Source organism: Gilliamella sp. App4-10, from assembly GCF_001690495.1.
GTDB lineage: Bacteria > Pseudomonadota > Gammaproteobacteria > Enterobacterales > Orbaceae > Gilliamella > Gilliamella apicola_G.
Genome location: NZ_LZGS01000035.1, coordinates 67,520 through 92,418, shown reverse-complemented (window position 1 = coordinate 92,418; position 24,899 = coordinate 67,520). Strand labels below are relative to the sequence as shown.

The following is a 24,899-nucleotide window of genomic DNA, read 5'->3' as shown; positions in this document are numbered from 1 at the left end:
TATTTGAGTATAAAAATAGAGGATATCATGGCATTAAGAATTGAATTAGCTAGTTATAAACCCGGTATTGCGAAGTTTTTAGCTCAAAAATGGAGTGGTAGTTCTGACATTGATATGCTTATACAACGAAATCAAGATGGCTATTATTTATCCGGTTTAAATCAATGGAGCCCAGAAAAAAACTGGCACGCGGTTGAAAATATGTCTGTTGATAATGGACAATTAACTGGACAAATTGGTGAATGGCTGGTCGACTCTTTATTATCACAAGAAAGCCAGATTCGATTTCTTATACAAATTCGTGATAAGCAAAATGAGAATTATGTTGATGGGGGGGTTGTGAGTATTGCTGATTCGGTTCTTGCATCAACCGCATTAAACTTGCAAGCTGCACTACCGAATGACGAACAAACTATAGCGCAGCCGGATCCTGTTAGTGATTCTATTATTGAAGATCAAACACCATTAATTGAAGAATCTAGCCTTGGCGCTGAAAATGAAACGTTTGCCGAATCCATCGAACCAGAAATCATACCAGAAGAGCCAGTTAAATCGAGAAGTCGCCTAGGGTTAATTATGGCTATTATTATCGGTTGTATAGTGCTAATTGGACTTGGCATGGCTGCATGGTATTTTTTATTTTTCAAAAATCAATCACCACCAACACTACCCACTCCAGCAGTGCAAATTAGTGGTCAATGTAGTTTGAACAACGTCTCTACTGATGATTTAACTTTTATTCAACAATGTTTACAGACCAAGCCAGAGACAGATGCCATTATTCAGATCATTACTGAAGCTAAAAAAGCTGAAAAATGTAATATCGCTCAGCGGTTATATGCAAATCAGGCTCAAACTAACCCTAAAATTGCGATGTTATATGCAAAAGAGTATGACGAAAAATATTATGAAGCAAATAATTGTTTTAAAGCGGATAAAGAAACGGCTATTTATTGGTATGAAACGTCTTTGACTAACGATGCAAATAATACGTTCGTTAAAGATCGTTTAACTGAATTACAAAAATAGTGAGGAGCAAGAATGAATAAGCTAGCTATCTCGAAACGCATTTGCACACTAGGTCTAACATGCCTGCCTTTGATGGGATTTGCAACTGAGCCACTTAAACAGGCTGGAAAAACAACCTTATACCAACGTGTATTAAGTACCCCAACGTGTGAATTAAAAAACAATATTACCGATGCTACAGGCAAATCCTTGCCTGCATTTTCCCGTTATTATGTTTATGAACGCAAAAATGACAATAATCAAGAATGGCTTAGTGTTGGCCCTGATTCTTATGGAAAAACCATTGGTTGGATTAATAATTCATGTGCGATTGCTTGGAATATGCAAATGACATTGGTTTTTACAAATCCAGTTGATCGTGATCCTTTGCTCTTTTTTAAAGATAAGGCCGCATTAACGGCAATTGTTGATGCAGACAAGCCTGAAGCTTTATTAAAACCTATTCGTGACGCATTAAAAGCAAATAAACCCGCATTAGAAGTGGTGGCTCAAGAACCTAAAGAGTTCGTTGATTTTAAAAGTAACTTCTATTTATTACCTATTTTACAAGGTGAAGAAGTGATGAATGGGCAAGGGTTTTATGAGCGAGTGTTAGAAGTTGCCTCAGTCAGTAAACAAGAATCATTGATAAAAAATAGCACAAAACCAACAAATACCCAGACGACTGATGATAGTGCTAACCAAGTAGCCCCTTTTAAAGCCGCCATAGTGTTTGTTATTGACTCGACTATTTCTATGGATCCTTATATTTCAAGAACTAAGGAGGCAGTAACGCGAGTTTATCAACATATTGAAAAAGAAAATTTACAAAATCAAGTTAAGTTTGGGTTGGTTTCATTTCGGTCAAGTTTAAAGGCCTCCGATAAGCTTGAATTTGTGAGTAAAATTTTTGCTGATCCCAATAAAGTTAAAGATAAAGAGGACTTTAAACAACTGAGCTCTTCGCTTAAACAAGCTTCCGTTTCTACCTCGTATTTTGCCGAAGATTCCTATGCAGGTGTCGCTCAAGCATTAAATGATATTAATTGGAATAGCTTTGGGGCGCGTTATATGATTTTGATAACCGATGCAAGTGCAATTCCTGGTGATGATAAGCTCTCTAGTACAGGCATGGATGCGGCGCAATTAAGACTTGAAGCGCAGCATAAAGGTGTTGCGATTTATGCATTACATTTAAAAACGCCAAGTGGTGCAAAAGATCATCAAATTGCGGCAGAACAATATTCGGACTTAACGTATAACGATTTTATTCATAAATCACTTTATTACCCAGTGAATGCAGGTGATGTGAATGAGTTTGGTCAAAAAGTTGATTTGCTAGCAAAAGCATTGTCTGAACAAGTTAAACTGGCTTATAAAGGTGAAGCTTCTATTGGTAATGCCATCAATGCAAAAGATGATAATTCAGACATGTTAAAAGATGCATTGCTACTAAGCAAGGCAATGCAACTGGCTTATTTGGGAGATGTTAAAGGCACTCAAGCACCGTCCGTTTTTAAAGCATGGATTGCCGATAAAGATTTTGTCAAACCGACTATCCCAACAGCAGAGCCACGTATATTATTAACAAAATCGCAACTAAGTGATTTGAGCGATGTGGTTAGCAAAATCGCTAATGCGGCTAATGATGGATTGATTTCTGCCGATGATATGTTCTCTCAACTTCGTTCTGTTGCGGCTGCAATGGGGCAAGATCCAAGTAAATTAAAATCTGATTCCGTCACAAAAATTGCTGACTTAGGTTTGCTGGGTGAATATTTAGATAATATCCCTTATAAAAGCGATGTCACTGGACTTGATCAAGATACATGGAAAAGTATGAGTGGGCTTGAACAAGAAAAATTTATTCGTAATTTAAACAGTAAAATTCGCTATTATCAAAAATGTAATGCGGATGTCGATCGTTGGATTTCATTATCTGACGGCAGTGATCCTCGCGAAAATGTTTATCCTATACCATTAGAAATGTTGCCGTAACATGTTAAATATTAAGCAATTATCGATTTCACGCTCCACAGGCAAATCCTTTTTTAGCGTTTGTCTGCCGATGCTTACTGTCAAAGCGGGTGAAGTTGTAGTTATTCAAGGTGATAGTGGCGCAGGTAAAAGCACTTTACTTGAAATGGTGGGCATGATTTTAAAACCAGACCAAATTGATGGTTATAACTTAGTTGTCGATAATTGTGATATTGATATCGCAACGCTAATCAAGCAAGATAAAATCGATGAACTTGCTGATATTCGGGCGCAATATTTAGGTTTTATGCTGCAAACAGGTGGATTACTGCCATTTTTGACGATTCGTGACAACATTTTATTATCATTGAAGTTATTACAAAAAAAAGTAGATAATAGCCGGTTTGATTATCTGGTGCAAAAACTCAATATCGTTCATTTGCTCAATAAACACCCTAAACAGTTATCAATTGGTGAAAGGCAACGAGCTTCTTTTATTCGTTCGATTATTCATAAACCAGCGTTGTTACTTGCCGATGAGCCGACTTCGGCATTGGATCCCTATAATGCGAATTTACTGTTTAATTTAATTATTGAGCAAGCTCAGCAAGATAAAATTGCTGCCATGATTGTCACACATGACTGGCAACGCATCGCTAACAAAGAATTATTGACTTTATCGGCTAAGTTAACCTCGGCACAATCATCAGAATTTTTACCGTTACAAGATAAGGCGTAAAAAATGACTAAAGCAATATCAAAATGGTTACTTATTACTCGTTTATCGTTAGCGGACTTATGGTATGACAAAAAAGTTTCATTTTGTATTATTGCCTCAGTAATATCAGTGATTACACCACTATTATTGCTATTTAGTTTAAAGTACGGTGTGGTTTCGCAGCTTCGAGAACAATTACTCAGTGATCCGCAAAATTTAGAAGTAAAAATTGTGGGGAATTTGCAACTTAAAGATGAAATGTTTGAGTGGATAAAACAGCAACCAGAAACAGCTTTTGTGATTCCACTCACGCGTTCATTAAATACGCAAGCTGATTTAATGAAAGATGCTAGCCATTTTGTTAATAATGCCGAAGTTATTCCTACAGCCAAAGATGATCCAATAACAAAAAATTTGCCATTACCGAATAATAAAAAACAAATTTTATTAAGTTCGTTATCAGCCGAAAAAATGCAAGTCACGATGGGCAGTCACGTGAAAATAGTGATCACAAGGCAGCTTGATGGAAAACTTGAAAAAGGAATGACTGAATTAGAAGTAGTTGGCATTATTCCCGAAAATCGTTATAGCCGTGCAGCGGCTTTTGTCTCTTTAGATTTACTGATTGATATGGAAAACTATTATGATGGATATCAAAGTGATGTTTTTGTGACTTCTACTGGACAATTAAATCCACCTAATCATACTTCGTTTGCGCGAGCCCGTATTTATGCGGACTCATTGGATAATGTCGCACCGTTAGCATATAAATTACGAGAAAAACATATCGAAACGCGTACCCAAGCTAATGCAATTGAAAACATACAAGCGATTGATCGAGTGCTTAATTTTATTTTTAGCGTTATTGCCATTACGGCAGTATTGGGATGTGTTTTATCGTTTACTGGTTCATTTTTATCGAATATTGAACGTAAACGTAAAGATATTGCTTTTATGCGATTACTTGGATTTCGTTCAAAAGGCATTATGCTTTATTTGATTAACCAAGCAATGATTTTGAGCTGTTTCGCTTTTATAATCTCTTGTGGGCTGTTTGCGGTAGGAAATTGTGCTTTTAATTTTGTTTTAGGTAAAAATTTGCTTTCACAATCCGTTGTGAGTCAATTACAATTTTATCATCTTATTATTGCATTTTTACTGACTTTATTTATTTCAGCGGGCATTGTGGTTATAGGAGGGCGACGTGCTATTCAAATTCAACCAGCAGAAAGCTTACGTGAAGCATAATTATACCCGATTAGCTTGTTGGGGATTGGCCACAATTAGCTTACTACCGGCATTAAGCTTTGCTGAACCTTGGGATAGTAAATTTTATAATCCCAAGCCGGCAAAAGATGATGTCATTTTACCGATGCCATGTGACGGTAGTTTAGTGATGAAAAAGGTATTTACCCCTACCAATAAACCGCTAGATGATGTCAAAGTCATTTTAGGGAGCAATCAAAAAGAGTTCGGTTTTGCCGAGTATGCCACACCCAATTATATTGCAGGTAGTTTTTCTGATTCACATAAAGAACGCTATTATTTGATAGGTAAATATGAGATTACCACATTGCAATATCAATCCGTCATGAATGATACTTGCCCAACTCCTAAAGTGAATCTTGCCTTTCCTATCACGGATATTAGCTGGTTTGATGCTATTGCTTTTACAGATAAATATAATCGTTGGTTAATTGCAAACCAGTCAAAAATAAAATCAATGAGTTTACCGAATGGTTATGTCCGTTTACCCAATAATACGGAATGGGAATATGCTGCGCGTGGTGGTTCAAAAGTGACAGAATCGGAATTTCGAGAATCACGATTCCCTATGACTAAAAATCTCGAAAGTTATGCGTGGTTTTCTGGTGCTAAGTCGGCTAATGGTAAATTGCAACTGATTGGCAGGCTAGATCCTAATCCTCTAGATCTGTATGATATTTTAGGTAATGCGAGCGAAATGATGTTTGATTCGTTTAGAATGAATAAACTTGATCGCTACCATGGTCAACAAGGTGGAATGATTGTGCGTGGGGGTAGCTATTTAACACCTGAATCTTCAACTACCAGTGCTTTTCGTATTGAAAAGCCTTTCTATGATGATAAAAGTGCTTATAAAAGTAAAGATGTTGGATTTCGCTTAGTTTATACAACTGAAGTGATGAATTCGAATAACAATATAAAAGAACTAGACAAAGAATGGAGTCAATTAGGTAGTGAGACGGACAGCGCAAAAAATGGTAATGTTGTCAGCGAGCTTGAAAAAATTACTAAACAAGTTGAAGATGAAAAAACAAAAAAAGAATTAAATCAACTCAATGCACTTTTACGTAGCGCTAATCAAGCGCGCGATGAGCAACGAGATCGTTCTATTCAATCAGCTTTACAATTAGGTGCATTTTTGTGTGCTAATGTTTCAGATTTGAACGGCAAGTTTGAGTATAATGACCATTTATACAAGACAATGATCAATGAGGTTTGTGATCTAAAAGAAACAGATGTTGTAGCCGATGACAATATGTGCTCAAAAATGAAGCTAGATAATTTAAAACAAGTTGTTGATGAATCTAAAAGTGCTCGAGACTTTATATTGAAATATTATTCTGACACGATTGTTAATACGGCGTCAAATTACGAGAAAAATACGATTAATGATCAAGTTAAATCAACGCAATTTATTTTAGAAAATAGCGGCAAAGCGAATATGAGCGATTATTTAAAACTCTATTTCGAACATATTAATCAATATATTGAATCGGGGAAGATCGAGCGAACAGCTTGGCTACAAACGTGTAATGAGATAAAAGGAAAAAAATGATGAATAAAATTATAGTAACACTTACTATATGCTTATCGCTTATTTTAACAGGGTGTCAAGGTTCTGGAGGGGTAAGTTCTAGAAATGTCGATCCTGCATTAACAAAAAGTAATACGGCTAAATTTTTTAGCAAATCAGCATGGCAATCTTGTGCTGTCGGTGCTGGTTTAGGCGGTATTGGCTGTATGTTGGCAGGTGGGAAAACAGGGGTATGTCTTGCGTCAGCGGCGGTTGGTTGTGGTGTGCTGATGGGTGCTAACTATTATCTTGATAGTAAACGTGCAGAATATGCTGATACCGAAATGCGTCTTGATGTTTATATTCAAGATATTCAAAAAAACACCTACGAAGTACAGGCTGTAACTCAAACAGCAAAAGCGGTATTAGATAAGAATTTAGCAACACTTAAAGTATTAAATAATCAAATTAAAAATGATACATTAAATAAAAAACAAGCTCAAAAAGAGTTGAATCAAATTGATGCGAATATTGCTTATTTGACAGATAAATTACAACGTATGAAACAAGTTGAAAATGATTGGATTTTAATATCATCTCAAGAACGACAGTCAGGTGTGAATGTATCAAAACTTGATCAACAAATAAGCCAATTGCATAAACAAATTGCAGTACTTGGAAATCAAATTAATTTTGTTACACAACAACGTTCAGCGGTTAAGGTTAGCTAATTATGAAAAAAAAATATCTTTTATTACTCAGCCCATTTATTTTTTTAGCCGGTTGTTCAACTACGCCTGAGCAGTGCGATCCAACTAATACCAACATTGGAATTATGGATAAAATTAGCTGTAATTATTCAGGGAATTATCAGGCTCGAATTGATCACAAAAAACAAATTCTAGAAGATGAAGTAAGAGCTAATCAGCAGTTTAAAGAGATTTATGCCACTATCGAGAAGCAAAAAAACGCCACCGCGTTAAGCATTAAACAAAAAAAGGCACAGCAGCAAAAGTTGAAAACGGATTTAACTAAACTAACCAATGAAGTAAAACAAAAAGCCAAAGGACGTGACGACCTACAGGCTCAAGTGAAAGATATTGAACAGCAACTGAATAAAGTGAACAATTCAAATAGTTCTGAACTTGAAAAACAAGTTGAGTTAGATAAGTTAAATAGAAAACTTCAACAATTGCAAAAAGCATTAAACATATAAATATATTTCTTACTTAATCGATGTTTAAATAACAACAGCAGTCGTTAAATAAAAGGAAATAAATTAGCAATGCAGCGAATAACAAGAATTATTTTTGATCATCATCCCGAAAAGATGTCGTTATTCGATCAATATAATTCTTTGTTAGTATTGCTAAAACCACATTTAACTGAACGTACTTTTTCGATCTTAGCTATACCAAAGTTGATTGATGATAATCAGTACATTGGATGGTACAGCCCTTTAGAAGGGCAACCTATTTTATTGAGTGAAATTAGTGCTCAATCACATAAAGCTAAGATAGAAAATACGTTACAAAATCGTATTAACGATATCGAAACTGCGGTTAAGTTAATGTCAATCACTGCTGAGCAGCAGGTATTTATTTCATCGTGGTTACCTAGAATTAAAAGTTTAGGTAATCATATTTATGTGATTAATGATGACCCCGTTATTGTTAATACCTTTGAAGATCCTATTTTACCAGCACCTGCCCCAGTTATTCCGTCAAAATCATTTTGGCATTGGTGGCATTTTTTACTTTTAGCCTTATTGTTACTTGCTTTGCTTGGTGTTCTTTGGTACTTATTTTGTCCATATGGAAAAGCAAAGCCTGAGCCAGTGGTTCTTGATGCTAAGCCAGTAATAACTCAACCAGTTGAAGAAAACAAGCAAGCTGAACCAGTACCTGAGCCTATTACTGAGTCAAAAGATCCCGCACCAGCACCTGCAGCAGAACCTTTACCAGAACCAAAGGTGAAAAATCCTCCTAACTGCATAACCAAGAAAGAGATACAAAAAAATCCAAATCCATCAAAAATGGCAATAGTCTTTGATAATTCATTATCTATGACAGTAACATTAAATGAACCGCCATCTGAAATTAAACAATATTTTCAATATATGGCTTATGGATATGGACGTAATTTTTCCGAGCAAGAAAGAATTAAATACGAAAAGCGAATGACACGTTTACCAACTCGTTTATCAAGTAGTAAAAGTGTGGCTACTTCAAGTATTGATAGCATACAACAGAACATCGATATATCACTTGTAACGCTGACTAATTGCCCTGCTGCAGATGTTTCACCGTTTTATAATTATGTTAATAGGAGAGCGCTAAAGCGTAAAATTAAGCAATTAACACCGACTGGAGCTGGCGGAGGAGGTACACCTTTGTATAGCGGTCTAGAAAAAGCCAGCAAAATGCTTGACGGTGTAAAGCGTGATGACTATATTCTGATTATTAGCGACGGTGAAGACAATTGTACAAGAAATAATATTTGTACTTTAGCTAATTATATAGCTGCACAAAAGCCACGATTAAAGATTAATATTGTGGATATTGCTGGTGAACACAAAATAGACTGCATTGCCAATGCGACGGGCGGAAAAGTATACATTGCACAAAGTCCTAAAGACTTGATTCAACAGATGAATAAAGCTGTTTCAAATCTGAAAATCAACAGACCAGTATGTCAATAAAAAACATAAGCTCCCATTAATACAAAAACAAGTAGACAATTATCTGCTTGTTTGTGTGTTTTATATTTAATTAAAGTCTGAAATTTAATGAATCGCTAAAGTTTTAGGTATTGCAAAAATGACAGAATCCAAAAATTATACAAATTTTATATCCAAACAACTATCTACCTGAAACTTTTTGACAAAATTTTCAAAGATTTTCACCAAAATCTATTTAGATGATAATTATCTTCTTTAATAAGAAAGTTACACCATTACCCAATAAAAAACCAGACATAGCATCTGGTTTTTATGTTTGTTTTTTTATAACAGTAATATTTAGAAATCTAAATTGGCTGCTTTAAGGGCATTTTCTTCAATGAATAATCGTCGTGGTTCAACTTCATCGCCCATAAGAGTTGTAAACAATTGATCTGCTTCAATTGCGTCTTTGATGGTGACTTGTAACATACGGCGACTGGTGGGATCCATGGTGGTTTCCCATAATTGTTCAGGATTCATTTCGCCAAGACCTTTATAACGCTGAATAGTTAAGCCACGACGAGACTCTTTAATTAACCAATCAACGGCTTCTTCAAAAGATTCAACCGGCTGTTTACGCTCACCGCGTTGAATAAAGGCACTCTCTTCCAGTAGATCTTTTAATTGTGCGCCAAGGTGGCAGATATTACGGTATTCATTGCTATGGATAAAGACTTGATCTAATGGATAATTTGTATCAACACCATGGGTTCTGATTTTAATGGTTGGCACATATAATTGTGCTTTTTCATTATATTCAGTTGAATACAGGTAGCTGCTGCCATGTTGCTCTTTGTTCGATAATTTTTCAACAATGGTTTTTGCCCAATTTTCAGACTGCTGCTGGTTTTTTAAAATACTTTCGTTTAATACGTCATGATAAACCAATTCAGAAAGTAGCGCTTTAGGGTAACGACGCTCCATTTTGGTAATCATTTTTTCGACTTTTTGATATTCGGCAATGAGTCTTTCTAACGCTTCGCCTGCAAGTGCAGGGGCATGGTCATTAACATGTAATGAGGCATCTTCAAGGGCTAAAGCAATTTGAAACTGCGTCATTGCTTCATCATCTTTGATGTATTGCTCTTGCTTGCCTTTTTTGACTTTATATAAAGGCGGTTGTGCAATATAAACATAGCCACGCTCTATGATTTCTGGCATTTGGCGATAAAAGAACGTTAGTAATAGAGTACGAATATGTGAACCATCGACATCGGCATCGGTCATGATAATAATGCTATGGTAACGCATTTTATCTGGATTATATTCATCACGGCCAATACCACAACCTAATGCAGTAATTAACGTTCCCACTTCTTGCGATGAAAGCATTTTATCAAAACGGGCTTTTTCGACGTTCAATATCTTACCTTTTAGCGGTAAAATTGCTTGATTTTTGCGGTTACGTCCTTGTTTGGCCGAGCCACCCGCAGAGTCCCCTTCCACTAGGTAGAGTTCAGATAGCGCTGGGTCTTTTTCTTGGCAATCGGCAAGTTTACCCGGTAGTCCACCTAAGTCTAAAGCACCTTTACGGCGTGTCATTTCTCGCGCTTTACGAGCGGCTTCTCGCGCTCTTGCTGCGTCAATAATTTTTCCGACGACAATCTTGGCATCGCTTGGGTTTTCAAGGAGATATTCGGCTAATTTTTCACCCATGACGGATTCAACCGCAGATTTAACTTCTGATGAGACTAATTTGTCTTTGGTTTGTGATGAGAATTTAGGATCTGGGACTTTTACTGATACAACCGCGATGAGACCTTCACGCGCATCATCACCTGTGGCACTAATTTTCGCTTTTTTGCTGTATCCTTCAGATTCCATATAATTGTTTAATGTGCGTGTCATTGCACCACGGAAACCGGCTAAGTGTGTACCACCGTCTCTTTGGGGGATGTTATTAGTAAAACAATAAATATTTTCTTGGTAACCATCGTTCCACTGCAGTGCCACTTCGACGCCAATATCGTCTTTTTCTGTGCTGAAATAAAATATTTTAGGATGAATAGGATTTTTATTTTTATTTAAATATTCAACAAAAGCTTGGATACCGCCTTCGTAATGATAATGTTCGCTTTTACCGGTGCGTTCATCAAGTAATCTGATGGATACCCCCGAGTTTAAGAAAGACAATTCACGTAGTCGTTTAGCTAAGATTTCATACACAAACTCAATATTAGTAAAAGTTTCTGGACTTGGCCAGAAGCGAACATAGGTACCTGATTCAGTGGTGTCGTCAATCACTTTGAGTGGCGCTTGTGGCACCCCTAAGTGATAAATTTGTTGGTGAATTTTACCATCACGATAAATCACTAATTCTAACTTATCCGATAAAGCATTAACCACTGAAACACCCACACCGTGTAAACCACCGGATACTTTGTAAGAATTATCATCAAATTTACCACCTGCATGTAGCACGGTCATAATAACTTCAGCCGCTGAGATACCTTCTTCCTCATGAATACCAGTCGGAATACCACGACCATCGTCACGCACAGAAACAGAGTTATCGGGATGAATTGTCACTTCAATATGGTGACAATACCCAGCTAATGCTTCATCTATGGCATTATCGACCACTTCAAAAACCATATGGTGAAGTCCTGTTCCATCATCAGTATCACCAATATACATACCTGGACGTTTACGGACAGCATCAAGCCCTTTGAGTACTTTAATGCTAGAAGAATCATAAGAATTAGACATGGATTTCTCGACTTATTTGATTGTTTATATCATTCTGTATATTTAAGAAATTATACCAGATTTTATATAAAAAATCTTATCATTTTCATCGATCATGTGGGTAATTTGCGCTAGGTTAACGGCGGTAATAAATACTTGTGAATGAGCTAATTTTAAACGTTTGGCTAACAACGCTCGTTTATTGTTATCGAGTTCAGAGGCAAAATCATCAATCAAGTAAACACAAGCTTGGGTACTTTGCTTTGAGTAATATTCACCTTGAGATAGGCGTAAAGCACACATTAATAGCTTTAATTGACCACGCGATAACAAATCTTCAACTGGAATATTGTCGACACGTAATCGAATATCCGCTTTATGTGGACCGACTGATGTGTAGCTAAGGAGTTTGTCTCGCTCATATTGTTTATATAATATTTCAGCATAGTCAGTACTATGTTCCCAACCTTGATAATATTGGCAATTCAGCTGATATTCGGGTAAAAAGTCATGGCAAGTTTTTATAATTTCAGGGAAAATCTGTTGCGAATAATCCGCTCTAATGTGACTAATTTTCTCAGCAATGGGAGCGAGTTCTTTGTCCCAAGGTAATAATTGATTATAACTATGGGATTGCTTTAATAATGCATTGCGCTGTTTAAATAAGCGTTTTAGATTATTCCATAAATGAACAAATTCTGGATAATGATGAAAACATCCCCAATCAATAAATGCGCGACGATATTTGGGACCACCGCTCAATAAATCAAACCCTTCAGGTGTAATTAATTGTATGGGTAATAATTTGGCTAAATCAGCTAATCGAAAGCCTTCGTCCCCATCTATTTTGATTTTATTTTCGCTATTCCGTGACTTTGCAAGACCAATGGAATGGACTTGTTGATGGGTATTTTTTATCTCACTAAATAATACAAGCTCTGGTTGTTCATGCTGAATAATTCGATTTGATTGAGTATGTCTAAATGCGCGACCATGGCCAAGCATATAAATAGCTTCAAGTAAGCTCGTTTTTCCACTACCATTATCACCAACAATAAAATTGAAATGTGGCGATAAAGATAATTGTGCATGATCAATATTACGGAAATGATGAATGTTGATTTTTGATAGAGTCATATGCCTTGAATAAGGCCGGCCGAAGCCGGACAATTAAATGAGATTTGATTATAAGCGCATTGGCATAACAACATAAGTAGCGGTCTGATTGTTGATATCTTCTATTTGTACACTTGATGTTGCATCAGTTAATAGCAGTTGTACGCTATCACATTTCAATGTATTTAATATATCAAGTAAATAGGTGACATTGAAGCCGATCTCAAGCTCTGCTGATTCATATTTTACGTCAATAACTTCTTCTGCTTCTTCCTGTTCTGGATTATTTGCGGTGATTTTTATCTGATTGTTATGGACATAAAGTCGAATACCTCGGAATTTTTCGTTGGATAAGATCGCAACACGTGATAGGGCGTTTCTGAGTTCTTCACAAGATACTTCAAGTGGTTTATCGGGGTTGCGTGGTAATACGCGTTTGTAGTCGGGGAATCTGCCATCAATGAGTTTTGATGTGAAGGTGAAATCACCAAGATTAACACGTAAATTATTATTACCGATTTGCATATTGATTAATTCGTCGTTATCACTAACCAGTTTAGCAAGCTCAAGGACCCCTTTTCTTGGTAAAATGACTGAACAAGAAGTTTTAGTATCTTCTTCAATAGGTTGTGCACATAAAGCTAATCGATGTCCATCTGTTGCAACTGATTTTAATAAACCATCTTCAATTTCAAATAACATGCCATTTAAATAATATCTTACATCTTGGTTAGCCATTGAAAATTGCACTGCATCAATAAGACGTTTAATGGTTTTTTGTGGAATAGAAAGATCAACATCACTTTGCCAATTTTCTAAATTAGGAAAATCGCTAGCGGGCAGTGTGGATAAAGAAAATTTACTACGACCTGATTGAATCATCAATCGGTTATCATCAACGCTTATCGAAATTTTGGCATTATTAGGTAGGTTTCGGCAAATATCAAGAAATTTCCTTGCTGGCACGGTTGTTGCACCAGGTTCACTTAGTTCAACTAATGGTATATGCGATATCATTTCTATTTCAAGATCAGTTCCCGTCATCGATAGCGTGTTATCGCTTACTTGTAATAGTAAATTACCCAAAATTGGTAGTGTTGGACGACTACTCAATGGTGCACTGACAAGTTGCAATGGTTTTATCAATTTTTCACGATCTATAATAAATTTCATAGTATTGATTCTTTTTTAAGTTGATAATGTTCGAATTAAATTGGAGTAATCTTCTTTAATATTATTGCTTTCTTCTTTCAACTCTGCAATCTTTCTACATGCATGTAATACCGTTGTGTGATCTCTGCCTCCAAAGCCATCGCCGATCTCTGGCAGGCTTTTGTTGGTCAGTTCTTTGGCAAGTGCCATTGCCATTTGTCGTGGTCTTGCAACAGAACGAGAACGACGTTTAGAAAGTAAATCTGATACTTTAATTTTATAGTATTCGGCAACCGTTTTTTGAATGTTTTCAATGGTAACTAGTTTTTCTTGTAAAGCTAGTAAATCTTTTAAGGCATCTTTAACAAAATCAATGGTAATGGCTTTACCAGTAAAATTAGCATTAGCGATAACACGATTAAGCGCACCTTCTAATTCACGAACATTGGAACGTAATCGTTTAGCAATAAAAAAAGCGACTTCTTCAGGTAACTTAATATGATTTTCTTCGGCTTTTTTCATTAAAATTGCAACTCGTGTTTCTAGTTCGGGTGGTTCGATTGCAATGGTTAATCCCCAACCAAAACGTGATTTTAAGCGATCCTCAACGCCATTTATTTCCTTAGGGTAGCGATCAGAAGTTAATATAATTTGTTGATTGCCTTCTAACAATGAATTGAACGTATGAAAAAATTCTTCTTGCGAACGCTCTTTATTCGCAAAAAATTGAATGTCATCAATAAGCAACGCATCAACTGAACGATAGTAGTTCTTAAATTCTTCAATCGCATTATTTTGTAATGCTTTAACCATATCTTGCACAAAGCGTTCCGAATGCATGTAGACAACTTTAGCGTTGGCTTTTTCAGCCATTATTTGATTACCAACTGCATGTAATAAATGGGTTTTACCTAAACCGGTAGAGCCATATAAAAATAACGGGTTATAAGCTTTGCCTGGGTTTTCAGCGACTTGTTTTGCTGCAGCAACAGCAAGCTGGTTGGATTTACCTTCGACAAAGCTATTAAACGTGTGCTTATGATTAATACCTGAATGGTAGACATGATTATTATTTGTTTCTTTTGTTGTTTTCCATGCAGGTACCACATCTGTTTTGCGTTGACTACTTTGCAATTTTTTATCGGTAGATACCGTTGAACCAACTTCTAGAAATAATTTTAGAGAATCGTCATTAAAAAGTTTATTTAATAGTTGGGAAATAGTTGTTAGATATTTATTTCTGACCCAATCTAAGACAAATCTATTTGGTGCATAAATATAGAGTTTATTATCAACCAGTTCCGCTTGCAACGGACGAATCCATAAATTGAATTCCGTTGTCGGGATCTCTTCTTGTAATTGAGAAAGGCAATCTTGCCAAATTGCGGTAGGCACGGCAACTCCTTTAACTTTGCTTACTAACAATACTGTAAAGCATTATAATCTTTTTTGTGGATAATTTGTAGATCTAAGGTGATATATAATTTAGTTGTTAACAAAAAAGATAGATAAAAAAACCCGGCTTTTAACCGGGTCTTAATCAATAATTTAAAAAATTAATTTGTTGTATTAGTTACTTCAACTTGTTGAATGTTACGTGCTTTAACTTCAATTTCAACACGACGATCTGGTGCTAAACATGCTTTCAAGTTAGCGCCACGAAGAGCATTACATTTAGTACCAGTAACTGGTTGAGATTTACCCATACCACGTGCGCTGATTAAGTCAGCAGGAACACCTTTAGATACTAGGTATTTCATAACTGAGTTAGCTCGTTTTTCTGATAGTTTTTGGTTATAGTTATCTGAACCGATACGATCAGTATGACCAATTACTACGATAGCGCTTTCAGTTGGGTTAATTTTAACAAGATTTGTAAGTAAGTTGTCTAATGCTTGGCGACCTTCTTCTTTTAAGTCAGCTTTTGCATAAGAAAATAATACATCTTCATTTAATACATAACGGTTTTCTTGAGTTTTTACTTCAACCGGTGGTGTAGCAACTGCAGTAGAACCTAAACGGTAAGTGATACCTAAAGTTACTAAACCTGCATCTGGAGAAGCGTCAGTTTTAGTATGAATATGTTGAACATATTGATATTCTAAACGAGTAGAGAAATCTTCGTCGATACGATAGTCAAGACCTAATGCATAAACAGGAGATACGTCAGTTTTTGTGCCACCGTGACCGTATTGTGCTTTAATATCTCCACCATTTTTCCATTTAGCGATAGTTACCATTCCACCAGCACGACCATAGATATCTAAATCGTCAGAGATAAATGATAATGGATAGCTTAATTTACCAGTTAAAGATACACCTTGTGCAGAAATCTTGCTGTTTCCAGCTTTAGTATTATCAGCAGTCCGAGTTCTTTTATATTTAGCAGAACCTAACCAATCATAACCTAATTCAAATGCTAAATAAGGGTTTGCTTGGAAACCAAGGAAAGCACCGCCCGCAACATTACTACGATTTGATGTTTTAATACCGATTTCATCTTTATTATAGCCACGGACTTTATTGGCATCTAATCTGTAAAGTTCTGACCAACCTAATTTAGCACCTGTATAAAAAGTGTTTTCTTCGTATGATGCGTTAGCTGCAGTAGCTGTTAAACTTGCAACTGCGATTGCTAGAGCTAGAGTAGTTTTTTTCATTTTATTGCCTCAACTTATATGTTGTTATAGACGATGTTTAGTTTCTTTATTGTTTAAAATTTACTTCAAATAAAAAAGAACAATTACTTATTTTTATATAATTATGTTACCCATAATTTAGTGCCTAGTATAACATAGATAATAGGCAAATCTATAGTTATTGCTACAGCAATAGAAAATATTTAAATAATTTTATCAAATTATTTTGTTAATAGTCATGTAAAAGTCATTAATGGTATTTGCTAATGAATTAGCCATAATAAAGAAGTCCGCTTCAAGTCGTTTATCAAATTCATCGGAACCGATATCTTCATTTTCGTCTAAAATAACCGAGTCAAATTTAATTCGTTTAAATGTTAAGTCATTATTGACGATAAAGCTGACGCCTCTTTCGTCAATAATTTTAATTTTAGTGATCCATTTTCCAGAATCAAAATGGACACGCATTTCATCGCTGGTGATTTCTTGATTTTTACAACTGATAATCCCATTACCCTCAAGCGGATCTTTAAGTTCGGCTTGGTCACCCAATAAAAATGGCGGGAATGTTAAATTCTCTTTAGCCCATGTGGTCATGACTTGCTCAAGAGGTTTATCAATTGATAAAGGTATTAAAGCAAGTGAACCAAGCTCTTTACGTAATATAGCTAAGATATCTTCTGCTTGTTTAAAACTACTACAATCAACAATAATGCGTTTATTCTGTGTATCAATCCATAACCAATAGTGATTATATTTACTAAATGCTCTTGGCATTAGATCAATCATGACTTCGTCTTTTAAGGTGGCTTTTTCGTTTTTAGTCAGCTTTCTGTTTAAAGCTTGTTCTTGCTTATCGATTTTCTCTAATAATGCTTGTTTAATGACGGGGGCAGGTAATATTTTTGTTTCTTTTTTGATACGTAATAACAAATGCCCTTGTATATCAACAATAAAATCATCGTTATTATTATCATGATAAGGAGAAACCCAACCTATTTTGGTGGTATCTAAACTACCACACGGAGTAAAAAGCTGAGATTTTAGTGCTTTTTCAATCGCATCTTTATTAAGTAATGTATCATTATTAAGTTGATAAATGATGGCATTTTTAAACCAAAGCATACTTTTCTATTTCCTGAATTTTTTGTGATAAAGTTTTTATCTTGTTTAAACGAGTAACAACTTATAGTGGATAAGCCGAGATTATTTTGTTATTGAGTATGAATGTATATTCATTAAAAGTGATAAGATACACCCATATAAACTGAGGTTACAGTGCTATTGTCAACCATAGGGCTATCGGCCGCATCGCCAGTTAACTTATCAATATGAACTCCGCCAAAAGTCGCAATATTTTGGGTTAATGAATATTGTGCTGCTATTTCAGCGTAAGGTGTTAATGAATCATCAACATTAAAGTATCGTAATTTTGAACGTGAGGATTCTTTATGCGAGACACCATAATAATAATCATTATGTTTATTATTGGCCCAATTTATACCGATAGTAGGCGCAACAATTAAATTACCTTGCATATAAGGAACCGTATAATCAGCATTGACTAAAATACTATTACTTTGATTTAGTACATCTGCCCCTACGCTACTAGAAAAACTTCCCCAGTTGGTATCAATGGAATACTCGATTTCTGCAAGTAGTGTTGAATGACGGCTATTAAGTTGCTTTAATTGGTGATTATCTGAATCATGTGGTTTAAATTCATTAGATAAATAACGAGCGCCAATGGAGATGCTTTGATTATCTTCATTATACGCATAAACACCAGCCGATAAGTCATCAATAAAAAATAAGCCATTATCATAATCAATATGACCGATAGGGTAATAATTAGTGCTATAACCTTTATAAGGTGAATTTGCCAAACCCATACCCGCCCCGATGGAAATGGGATCAGCTAACGCATTTTTGGTGGTGCCTAAAACGATGATTGACAAAATAGAAAGTGCACAAGCTGTTTTTTTCATTGTTTTATACCCATATATAAAAAGTGATCACCTGTAGCTAGTAACACAAACTTTATTATCGTTTATTTTGCTGTTTCGCATATCGTCACACAATCTATACATTAATTGTACATTGTAACAAACCAATTTCTTGAATAATAATGCCACATTTTATCGTATTTGAATATGGATTAGTGAGATAATTATGAGTAAACCAACTTTAGAAATGATTAATAGTCGTCCTGATGATGCGACATTGTTAGCGGATGAAGCTAAATATTGTTCTTTTGGTGATACCGTGCATTATGTTGAACCACCAAAAATCTTTGATGGTTGTGAAGGTAGCTACATGTATGATAAAGAAGGCAAAGCTTTCCTTGACTTACAAATGTGGTATTCTGCGTGTAACTTTGGTTATGCGAATGAACGTTTAAATAATGTGCTTAAAAAGCAAATTGATACTTTACCACAGTGCGCTAGCCAATATTTGCATCCAACTAAAATTGAATTAGCCAAAACGATAGCCCAAGGCATGGAAAAACGCTTTGGTTATGAAGGACGAGTACATTTCAATGTGGGTGGTTCACAATGTATTGAAGACTCTTTAAAATTGGTTCGTAATGCATCTGGCGGTAAATCGTTAATGTTTGCTTTCCAAGGTGGATACCATGGTCGTACTTTAGGCGCTTCATCCATTACATCAAGTTATCGTTATCGTCGTCGCTATGGTCATTTTGGTGATCGTGCTATGTTTGTTCCATTCCCATATCCTTTCCGTCGACCAAAAGGCATGACAGCAGAAGAATATGGTGAACATTTGGTGGCTGAATTTGCGCGTTTATTTGAAACCGAATACCACGGTGTTTGGGATCCAAAAGTGGGACAAGCGGAATATGCAGCGTTTTATGCCGAACCTTTACAAGCAACAGGTGGTTATATTGTTCCTCCTCGTAATTACTTTAAAGGTCTTAAAAAAGTATTAGATCAGTATGGTATTTTATTAGTCGTTGATGAAATCCAAATGGGCTTTTATCGTACTGGTAAACTTTGGTCAATTGAACACTTTGATGTCAAACCTGATGTTGTGGTTTTTGCTAAAGCATTAACTAATGGACTTAATCCACTAGGCGGTTTATGGGCACGTGAAGAATTAATTAATCCACAAGTATTCCCAGTTGGTTCAACTCACTCAACTTTTGCCTCAAATCCACTTGGTACAGCAGTTGGTCTTGAAGTGTTAAAAATGACTTCTGAAACCGATTACGAAAAAATGGTCATGGAGAGCGGTGCTTACTTCCTAGAAGGTTTAAAAACACTTGAGAAGAAACACAAAGAGATCGGCGAAGTTGATGGTTTAGGCTTAGCGCTACGTGCTGAAATCTGTACTGAAGATGGCTTTACAGCCAATAAAGCACTTGTTGACAAAATGGTTGATATCGGTATGTCCGGTGATCTTGATTGGAAAGGTACCAAAATGGGCTTAGTGCTGGATATTGGTGGTTACTATAAAAACGTGATTACCTTTGCGCCATCGTTACACATCTCTCGTCAAGAAATTGATCAGGGTATTGAACTGTTGGATCAATTAATTACTCGAGCTAAAAAAGAGCTTTAATTGTTTTGTTTTCATTTTCCCGCCAATGTCTATTGGCGGGACCGCGAGTTACAGCCAATCTTATATTTAACGTTATGAAATATATCAATCAGTTAGAACCCAATGAATTAATAGACAATTTTTTAGCTCATCCTCCACAAGAATTTTCCGCATGGCTGAGTGAAGATGGTGTGCCTGTTTTTTCTGCCAAGTTTGATCTTCTTACTACTGCAGATGATGATTTCAGACATAAAATTCAAAAACTGCCTTTTTATCATAAATGGCAGCGCTACTTACAACCCAATACTTGTTTTGTTGGCGCAACTGTTTCGGAATATGCGTTACTAAATGATAAAGTGGATGCTAATCAATTAGCACAACATCTAAAAACGGCTTATGCTAAGCAATATCCTTTTTTGATTGTTAAAGATATACCTATCGCATCGCCTTTACTGAGAGACAAAGAAAATGATTATTCAATGCATCTTATTTCGTCACTAAAAGAACAAGGTTTTATTGAAGTCGAGGGGCAAGCATTGGCTTGGCTACCGATTGATTTTGTAAATATAGATGAGATTTTTTCACGATTTTCTTATAGTCGACGTAAAAATTTTAGGCGAAAACTAAAATCACGAGAAAAATTAGTGATTAATATGTTGCATAGTGGTGATGAGTGTTTTTATGACCAAGCGGTTTTAGATGAGTATTATCAATTATATCTTAATGTTTATCAGCAAAGTGAAATCCATTTTGACTTATTGACTAAGCCCTTTTTTACTCAGCTATTACAAAGCAAAATCCAAAATGCGCATATTGTGACTTATCACCATGATGATAAGTTGGTGGGGTACAATATTTGTTTTGTTGTGAACAATATGCTAGTTGATAAGTATATTGGTATGGTTTATCCACAGGCAAGAGAGCTCAATCTCTATTTTGTAAGCTGGTTTGTTAATCTTGAATATGCTTTGCAGCAAGGATTTAGTCATTATATTGCGGGTTGGACCGATCCTGAGGTAAAAGCATCACTCGGTGCAAAATTTACTTTTACTAAGCATCTTGTCTATATTCGCAATCCATTACTAAGAGCTGTATTACGCAGATTGATTGGTCACTTTGAAAGTGATAAGGAGAAAGTAGCATGACCTGTCCTATTATTCTCAACTTTGATGGAAGCGTGGGTGATATTTGTCATGCTCAAACGATTGATGTTACGCAGTGGCAAGATACAATTCGTTTTGGTTGCACTAAGAAACAATTTAGCCAATTTAAACAGGCATTACAAAAATCTTTACCCGACACTCATGGCACGGTATTAATGGGCAGTGGTGATTTTCATCATATTTCATTATTACTTATTGAACGTTTAGCACAGCAATATTCCGCAGACAATCCGATCCAAGTTGTGATTTTTGATAATCACCCCGATAACATGCGTTATTTATTTGGTATCCATTGTGGATCATGGGTTAGTTATGTGGCAGGTTTGCCATTTGTGAGTCATGTACATGTGCTTGGTATTACCTCCCATGATATTGGACTTGCTCATTTTTGGGAAAATAGGTGGAAACCACTTTTTCATAAAAAACTGACTTATTGGAGCTTAGATGTCAATGTCGCATGGGCAAAAAAAATTGGTTTAGGACATGCTTTTAGGCATTTTGCCACACCAGATGACCTTATTGCTAACTTCTTATCCGAACAATATCATAGCGCACAACCGGTCTATTTATCGATTGATAAAGACGTATTAAGCGAAGAGGTGATTCACACCAACTGGGATCAAGGCAAGCTACAAACGTATCATCTGCTTGATACTATATCGTCAATTAAAACTAGAATTATCGGCAGTGATATTACGGGAGAACTGTCAATATGGCAGCCATCAAATTGGTTTAAACGTTTACTCAGTTCGCTAGATAAACAACCGACTATATCACCCCAAAACCTTATCAATTGGCAACAAGAACAACATCAACTTAATGTGACATTATTAAAAGCATTAGCAGTATAAATTGGTGTAAAAAAATTTCAGAAAAGTAGGTGTTTAAGTATAAAAATTTACCTACTTTTCCATTATTTGTTATGATGAGAACTTAACGTTGATGATGTTGCAAATTTTGTTTAGATAATTTGCTTTCTGCTAACGCCAAAAAGAGAATGCCCGAAACAATTAGTGTTGCACCAATTAACTTGAATAAGGTAATGGGTTCGTGAAATAACCAGATAGAAACAATCATGACTGTCACAACTTCAAAGTGCGATGCCGCAAAAGCTGGGCCTACTGGTGCTTTTTTTAATAACGTCATCCAAGTAAAGAAAGTCAGAATATAACCCGCTATTGAAATATAGATCCAAGGGTTAGTAAATACGCGAGTTAACCATTCTAGGCTCATTTCTAAAGGTTGCGCTTCAATAGCGGTTAATTTAAAACTACATTGCGCAATTGTGTCAAAAAAGAGTAATACAGAAAAACCAATTAAGTAAAATCTAGCCATATTAAGACATTCCTACAAAAATGACGCCAGCGGTGATTAATAACATTCCTATCAAACGGTAACTAGTCAGTAATTCTTTGAAAAGAATACGACCAACTAGCATAATTGTAATGATATTAAATGAAGCAAGTAATACCCCTTGAGAAAGAGGGACTAACGTTAAAAAGGCTAACCATAATAAAAATTCAGCAACATAAGAGGTAACGCCAATCCAAATCCACTTATTTTTTGCTAAATCTAGCCAATAGTACCAACCATTGCGATTGTTGGGCGCGATGGCAGCAAATTTAAAAGCAACCTGTCCTAAGGTATCGAAACAAATGTTACTAACCCAAAGTAGAATAACTAATGGTGACATTATGCTTTTATTCCTTCTGCTATATTATCAAAGAAAGAAGCACACTCCTTGATCACTTCGCGGCGCTGGCTATCAATGGTAATTAAATGATAGCTATCATTTAATACCACTAACTTTGTTGGTCCTGAAACTTGCTTTTCGACCAATTTGGCATTCGTTTCTATATTGGCGATATCATCGTTACCTGAATGCATAATTAAACAAGGCGAAATCACTTGGGGCAATTGCTTGCGCATCGCTTTTGCCAATAACTGCATTTCGGCAAGCGCAGGGAATGGATTTCCAGCAAGGCCTGCTGATGCAGCATCACCACTTAACATACTTTCAGAGACCACCGCACGAATGCGTTCATCTTTAAGTCCATAAGGCGGTTGTTCAATGAAAACCTGTTTTTGGAAAATACCCAATTTTTTAAAGTAAACAAGTAAGAAAAACAGTTTTTTTGCCCAAAATGGCATACTCCAACCATCGTAACAAAATGTGGGTGCTAACACACCAACCCCTTTAATTTGTTCAGGTCTGTCTACTGCCAGTTTGAGCGCAAGTAGTGCGCCCATTGATAGTCCTGCAACAAAGATATTATCTACATGCTGTGCTAAATAATCAGCGCCATCTTGCACGCTTTTATACCAATCTTGCCAAGTTGTTTTACACAAATCTTCTTCCGTACCACAATGCCCAGCTAACTGGATGGCATAAACCGTAAATCCTGCTTTATGTAAACCATTGGCTAAAATTCGCATTTCATTGGGCGTCCCAGTTAATCCATGAATTAATAGCACGCCATTTTTGTTACCTGGTAGAAAGTACGATAAATCTTCAATTGTACTCATTAGTATTCCTTATTCTTTTACTATCATGATCGGAATTAGCAAATCCTGAGCTTGTTTTAAGGCTTGAGTTACATTAGCAAAACTCTTGATGGCACAGTGCTCAATCTTATTTTTTTCACAATAATGAACCAGCTTGTTTTTAGCAAACACAAAATCAACATTATGCGATACGCAGTAGTCTGAAGAGCCATCACCAACATATAATATCTGCGTAAAGTGCTGTTGTTTTTTAACGTGATTACATTTGCAATTGCCGCTTTTTTTGATGCAGTCTTTGTTTGCATAGGGGAACTCAAGGCGCCAACTGCGCACATTATTGTGCGTCAATTTATTGGCAAAAATTGGCAAAAGTTTAATACCATGACGTTTTAAAATAAACTCAATGGCATAATCAAGTCCATCGCTAACTACGTGAACAGGGATATTATTTTGTTCAGTATAATGAATAAATGATTTAAAATCTGGATCAATTTCAATTTGTGATAAGACGTCATTAAGCTCGTCTAAGCTTGCATCCATTAAGGCAATTTGCTTGCTCATACATTCTTGAGAGCCAATTTTGCCATTAACCCATAATTCTTCAAGCTCATCACAACCATCTTGACCGAAATGGCTCAGCAACGTATCGGTAACGTCTTTCACACTAATTGTGCCATCAAAATCACATAAGATAATTGGCGTATGACGCTGTGTATGAGATGGATAAAAAAGAGGGTTTGTTATTGATGAAAAAGTATTCATTTCTGATATAAAAATAGTCTATTTATAGATATTGGCGCAAATTTTCTCATAAAGTGACAATAAACTTTGTAGACTCTTTGTATATGTTTTGTAACGGTCGGCTAATTGT

At 35.9% G+C, this 24,899-nt stretch carries 22 protein-coding genes; 11 read left to right on the top strand and 11 right to left on the bottom strand.

Annotation, left to right across the window (positions count from 1 at the left end; translation table 11 throughout):
* The first annotated feature begins 27 nt into the window (after positions 1–27).
* The 8 genes from A9G23_RS05390 (at position 28) to A9G23_RS05355 (ending at position 9,183) form a co-directional block, all read left to right on the top strand.
* A complete protein-coding gene (locus tag A9G23_RS05390) occupies positions 28–1,029 on the top strand; it encodes a hypothetical protein (protein WP_065586638.1) in 1,002 nt (333 codons plus the stop codon).
* Between the two features lie 12 nt (positions 1,030–1,041).
* Positions 1,042–3,006, top strand: a complete 1,965-nt coding sequence (locus tag A9G23_RS05385; RefSeq protein WP_065586637.1) for a vWA domain-containing protein — start codon at positions 1,042–1,044, stop codon at positions 3,004–3,006.
* Position 3,007: 1 nt separating this feature from the next.
* Positions 3,008–3,724 (top strand): ABC transporter ATP-binding protein, encoded by a 717-nt coding sequence (locus A9G23_RS05380; protein ID WP_065586636.1) that lies wholly within the window; start codon positions 3,008–3,010, stop codon positions 3,722–3,724.
* Between the two features lie 3 nt (positions 3,725–3,727).
* Positions 3,728–4,951, top strand: a complete 1,224-nt coding sequence (locus tag A9G23_RS05375) for an ABC transporter permease (RefSeq protein WP_065586635.1) — start codon at positions 3,728–3,730, stop codon at positions 4,949–4,951.
* Positions 4,908–6,524, top strand: a complete 1,617-nt coding sequence (locus tag A9G23_RS05370) for an SUMF1/EgtB/PvdO family nonheme iron enzyme (RefSeq protein WP_176700603.1) — start codon at positions 4,908–4,910, stop codon at positions 6,522–6,524. The genes A9G23_RS05375 and A9G23_RS05370 overlap by 44 nt, the downstream gene beginning before the upstream one ends.
* Complete coding sequence (locus A9G23_RS05365; protein ID WP_065586634.1) at positions 6,524–7,213, top strand: hypothetical protein; 690 nt, start codon at positions 6,524–6,526, stop codon at positions 7,211–7,213. Before A9G23_RS05370 ends, A9G23_RS05365 begins: the two co-directional genes overlap by 1 nt.
* 2 nt (positions 7,214–7,215) lie before the next feature.
* Entirely contained in the window at positions 7,216–7,698 is a 483-nt protein-coding gene (locus A9G23_RS05360; protein ID WP_065586633.1) for a hypothetical protein, read from the top strand.
* A 69-nt stretch (positions 7,699–7,767) separates the two neighbouring features.
* Positions 7,768–9,183 (top strand): VWA domain-containing protein, encoded by a 1,416-nt coding sequence (locus A9G23_RS05355; protein ID WP_065586632.1) that lies wholly within the window; start codon positions 7,768–7,770, stop codon positions 9,181–9,183.
* 318 nt (positions 9,184–9,501) lie between these two features.
* On the opposite strand, the gene gyrB is transcribed toward A9G23_RS05355, so the two are convergent.
* The 7 genes from gyrB to A9G23_RS05320 form a co-directional block, all read right to left on the bottom strand.
* The gene (gyrB, locus tag A9G23_RS05350; protein WP_065586631.1) at positions 9,502–11,913 is read right to left on the bottom strand and encodes a DNA topoisomerase (ATP-hydrolyzing) subunit B; all 2,412 of its coding nucleotides are present in this window, start codon (positions 11,911–11,913) and stop codon (positions 9,502–9,504) included.
* A gap of 42 nt (positions 11,914–11,955) precedes the next feature.
* On the bottom strand, positions 11,956–13,029 hold the full coding sequence (gene recF, locus A9G23_RS05345) for a DNA replication/repair protein RecF (RefSeq protein ID WP_065586630.1): 1,074 nt from the start codon (positions 13,027–13,029) through the stop codon (positions 11,956–11,958).
* A gap of 48 nt (positions 13,030–13,077) precedes the next feature.
* The gene (dnaN, locus tag A9G23_RS05340) at positions 13,078–14,181 is read right to left on the bottom strand and encodes a DNA polymerase III subunit beta (protein ID WP_065586629.1); all 1,104 of its coding nucleotides are present in this window, start codon (positions 14,179–14,181) and stop codon (positions 13,078–13,080) included.
* A 15-nt stretch (positions 14,182–14,196) separates the two neighbouring features.
* Positions 14,197–15,555, bottom strand: a complete 1,359-nt coding sequence (gene dnaA, locus A9G23_RS05335) for a chromosomal replication initiator protein DnaA (RefSeq protein WP_065586628.1) — start codon at positions 15,553–15,555, stop codon at positions 14,197–14,199.
* A 161-nt stretch (positions 15,556–15,716) separates the two neighbouring features.
* A complete protein-coding gene (ompA, locus tag A9G23_RS05330) occupies positions 15,717–16,820 on the bottom strand; it encodes a porin OmpA (RefSeq protein WP_065586627.1) in 1,104 nt (367 codons plus the stop codon).
* 195 nt (positions 16,821–17,015) lie between these two features.
* The gene (locus A9G23_RS05325) at positions 17,016–17,924 is read right to left on the bottom strand and encodes a recombination-associated protein RdgC (RefSeq protein ID WP_065586626.1); all 909 of its coding nucleotides are present in this window, start codon (positions 17,922–17,924) and stop codon (positions 17,016–17,018) included.
* Between the two features lie 113 nt (positions 17,925–18,037).
* Entirely contained in the window at positions 18,038–18,787 is a 750-nt protein-coding gene (locus A9G23_RS05320; protein ID WP_081296963.1) for a MipA/OmpV family protein, read from the bottom strand.
* Between the two features lie 184 nt (positions 18,788–18,971).
* Here A9G23_RS05320 and A9G23_RS05315 point away from each other — a divergent pair, with 184 nt between their 5' ends.
* From A9G23_RS05315 to A9G23_RS05305, 3 genes are all read left to right on the top strand, one after another.
* Entirely contained in the window at positions 18,972–20,381 is a 1,410-nt protein-coding gene (locus A9G23_RS05315) for an aspartate aminotransferase family protein (protein WP_141669987.1), read from the top strand.
* Between the two features lie 74 nt (positions 20,382–20,455).
* A complete protein-coding gene (locus A9G23_RS05310; protein ID WP_065586625.1) occupies positions 20,456–21,505 on the top strand; it encodes a GNAT family N-acetyltransferase in 1,050 nt (349 codons plus the stop codon).
* A complete protein-coding gene (locus A9G23_RS05305; protein ID WP_065586624.1) occupies positions 21,502–22,374 on the top strand; it encodes an arginase family protein in 873 nt (290 codons plus the stop codon). Before A9G23_RS05310 ends, A9G23_RS05305 begins: the two co-directional genes overlap by 4 nt.
* Before the next feature lie 82 nt (positions 22,375–22,456).
* On the opposite strand, the gene A9G23_RS05300 is transcribed toward A9G23_RS05305, so the two are convergent.
* The 4 genes from A9G23_RS05300 to A9G23_RS05285 are packed head-to-tail and all read right to left on the bottom strand — an operon-like array spanning position 22,457 to position 24,790.
* Positions 22,457–22,858 (bottom strand): DMT family transporter, encoded by a 402-nt coding sequence (locus A9G23_RS05300; RefSeq protein WP_065586623.1) that lies wholly within the window; start codon positions 22,856–22,858, stop codon positions 22,457–22,459.
* Between the two features lies 1 nt (position 22,859).
* Positions 22,860–23,216: an EamA family transporter gene (locus A9G23_RS05295; protein ID WP_065586622.1), complete on the bottom strand. Its 357-nt coding sequence runs from the start codon at positions 23,214–23,216 to the stop codon at positions 22,860–22,862.
* Positions 23,216–24,049, bottom strand: a complete 834-nt coding sequence (locus A9G23_RS05290; RefSeq protein ID WP_065586621.1) for an alpha/beta hydrolase — start codon at positions 24,047–24,049, stop codon at positions 23,216–23,218. The genes A9G23_RS05295 and A9G23_RS05290 overlap by 1 nt, the downstream gene beginning before the upstream one ends.
* A gap of 9 nt (positions 24,050–24,058) precedes the next feature.
* Positions 24,059–24,790, bottom strand: a complete 732-nt coding sequence (locus tag A9G23_RS05285) for an MtnX-like HAD-IB family phosphatase (RefSeq protein WP_081296962.1) — start codon at positions 24,788–24,790, stop codon at positions 24,059–24,061.
* Positions 24,791–24,899: the final 109 nt, after the last annotated feature.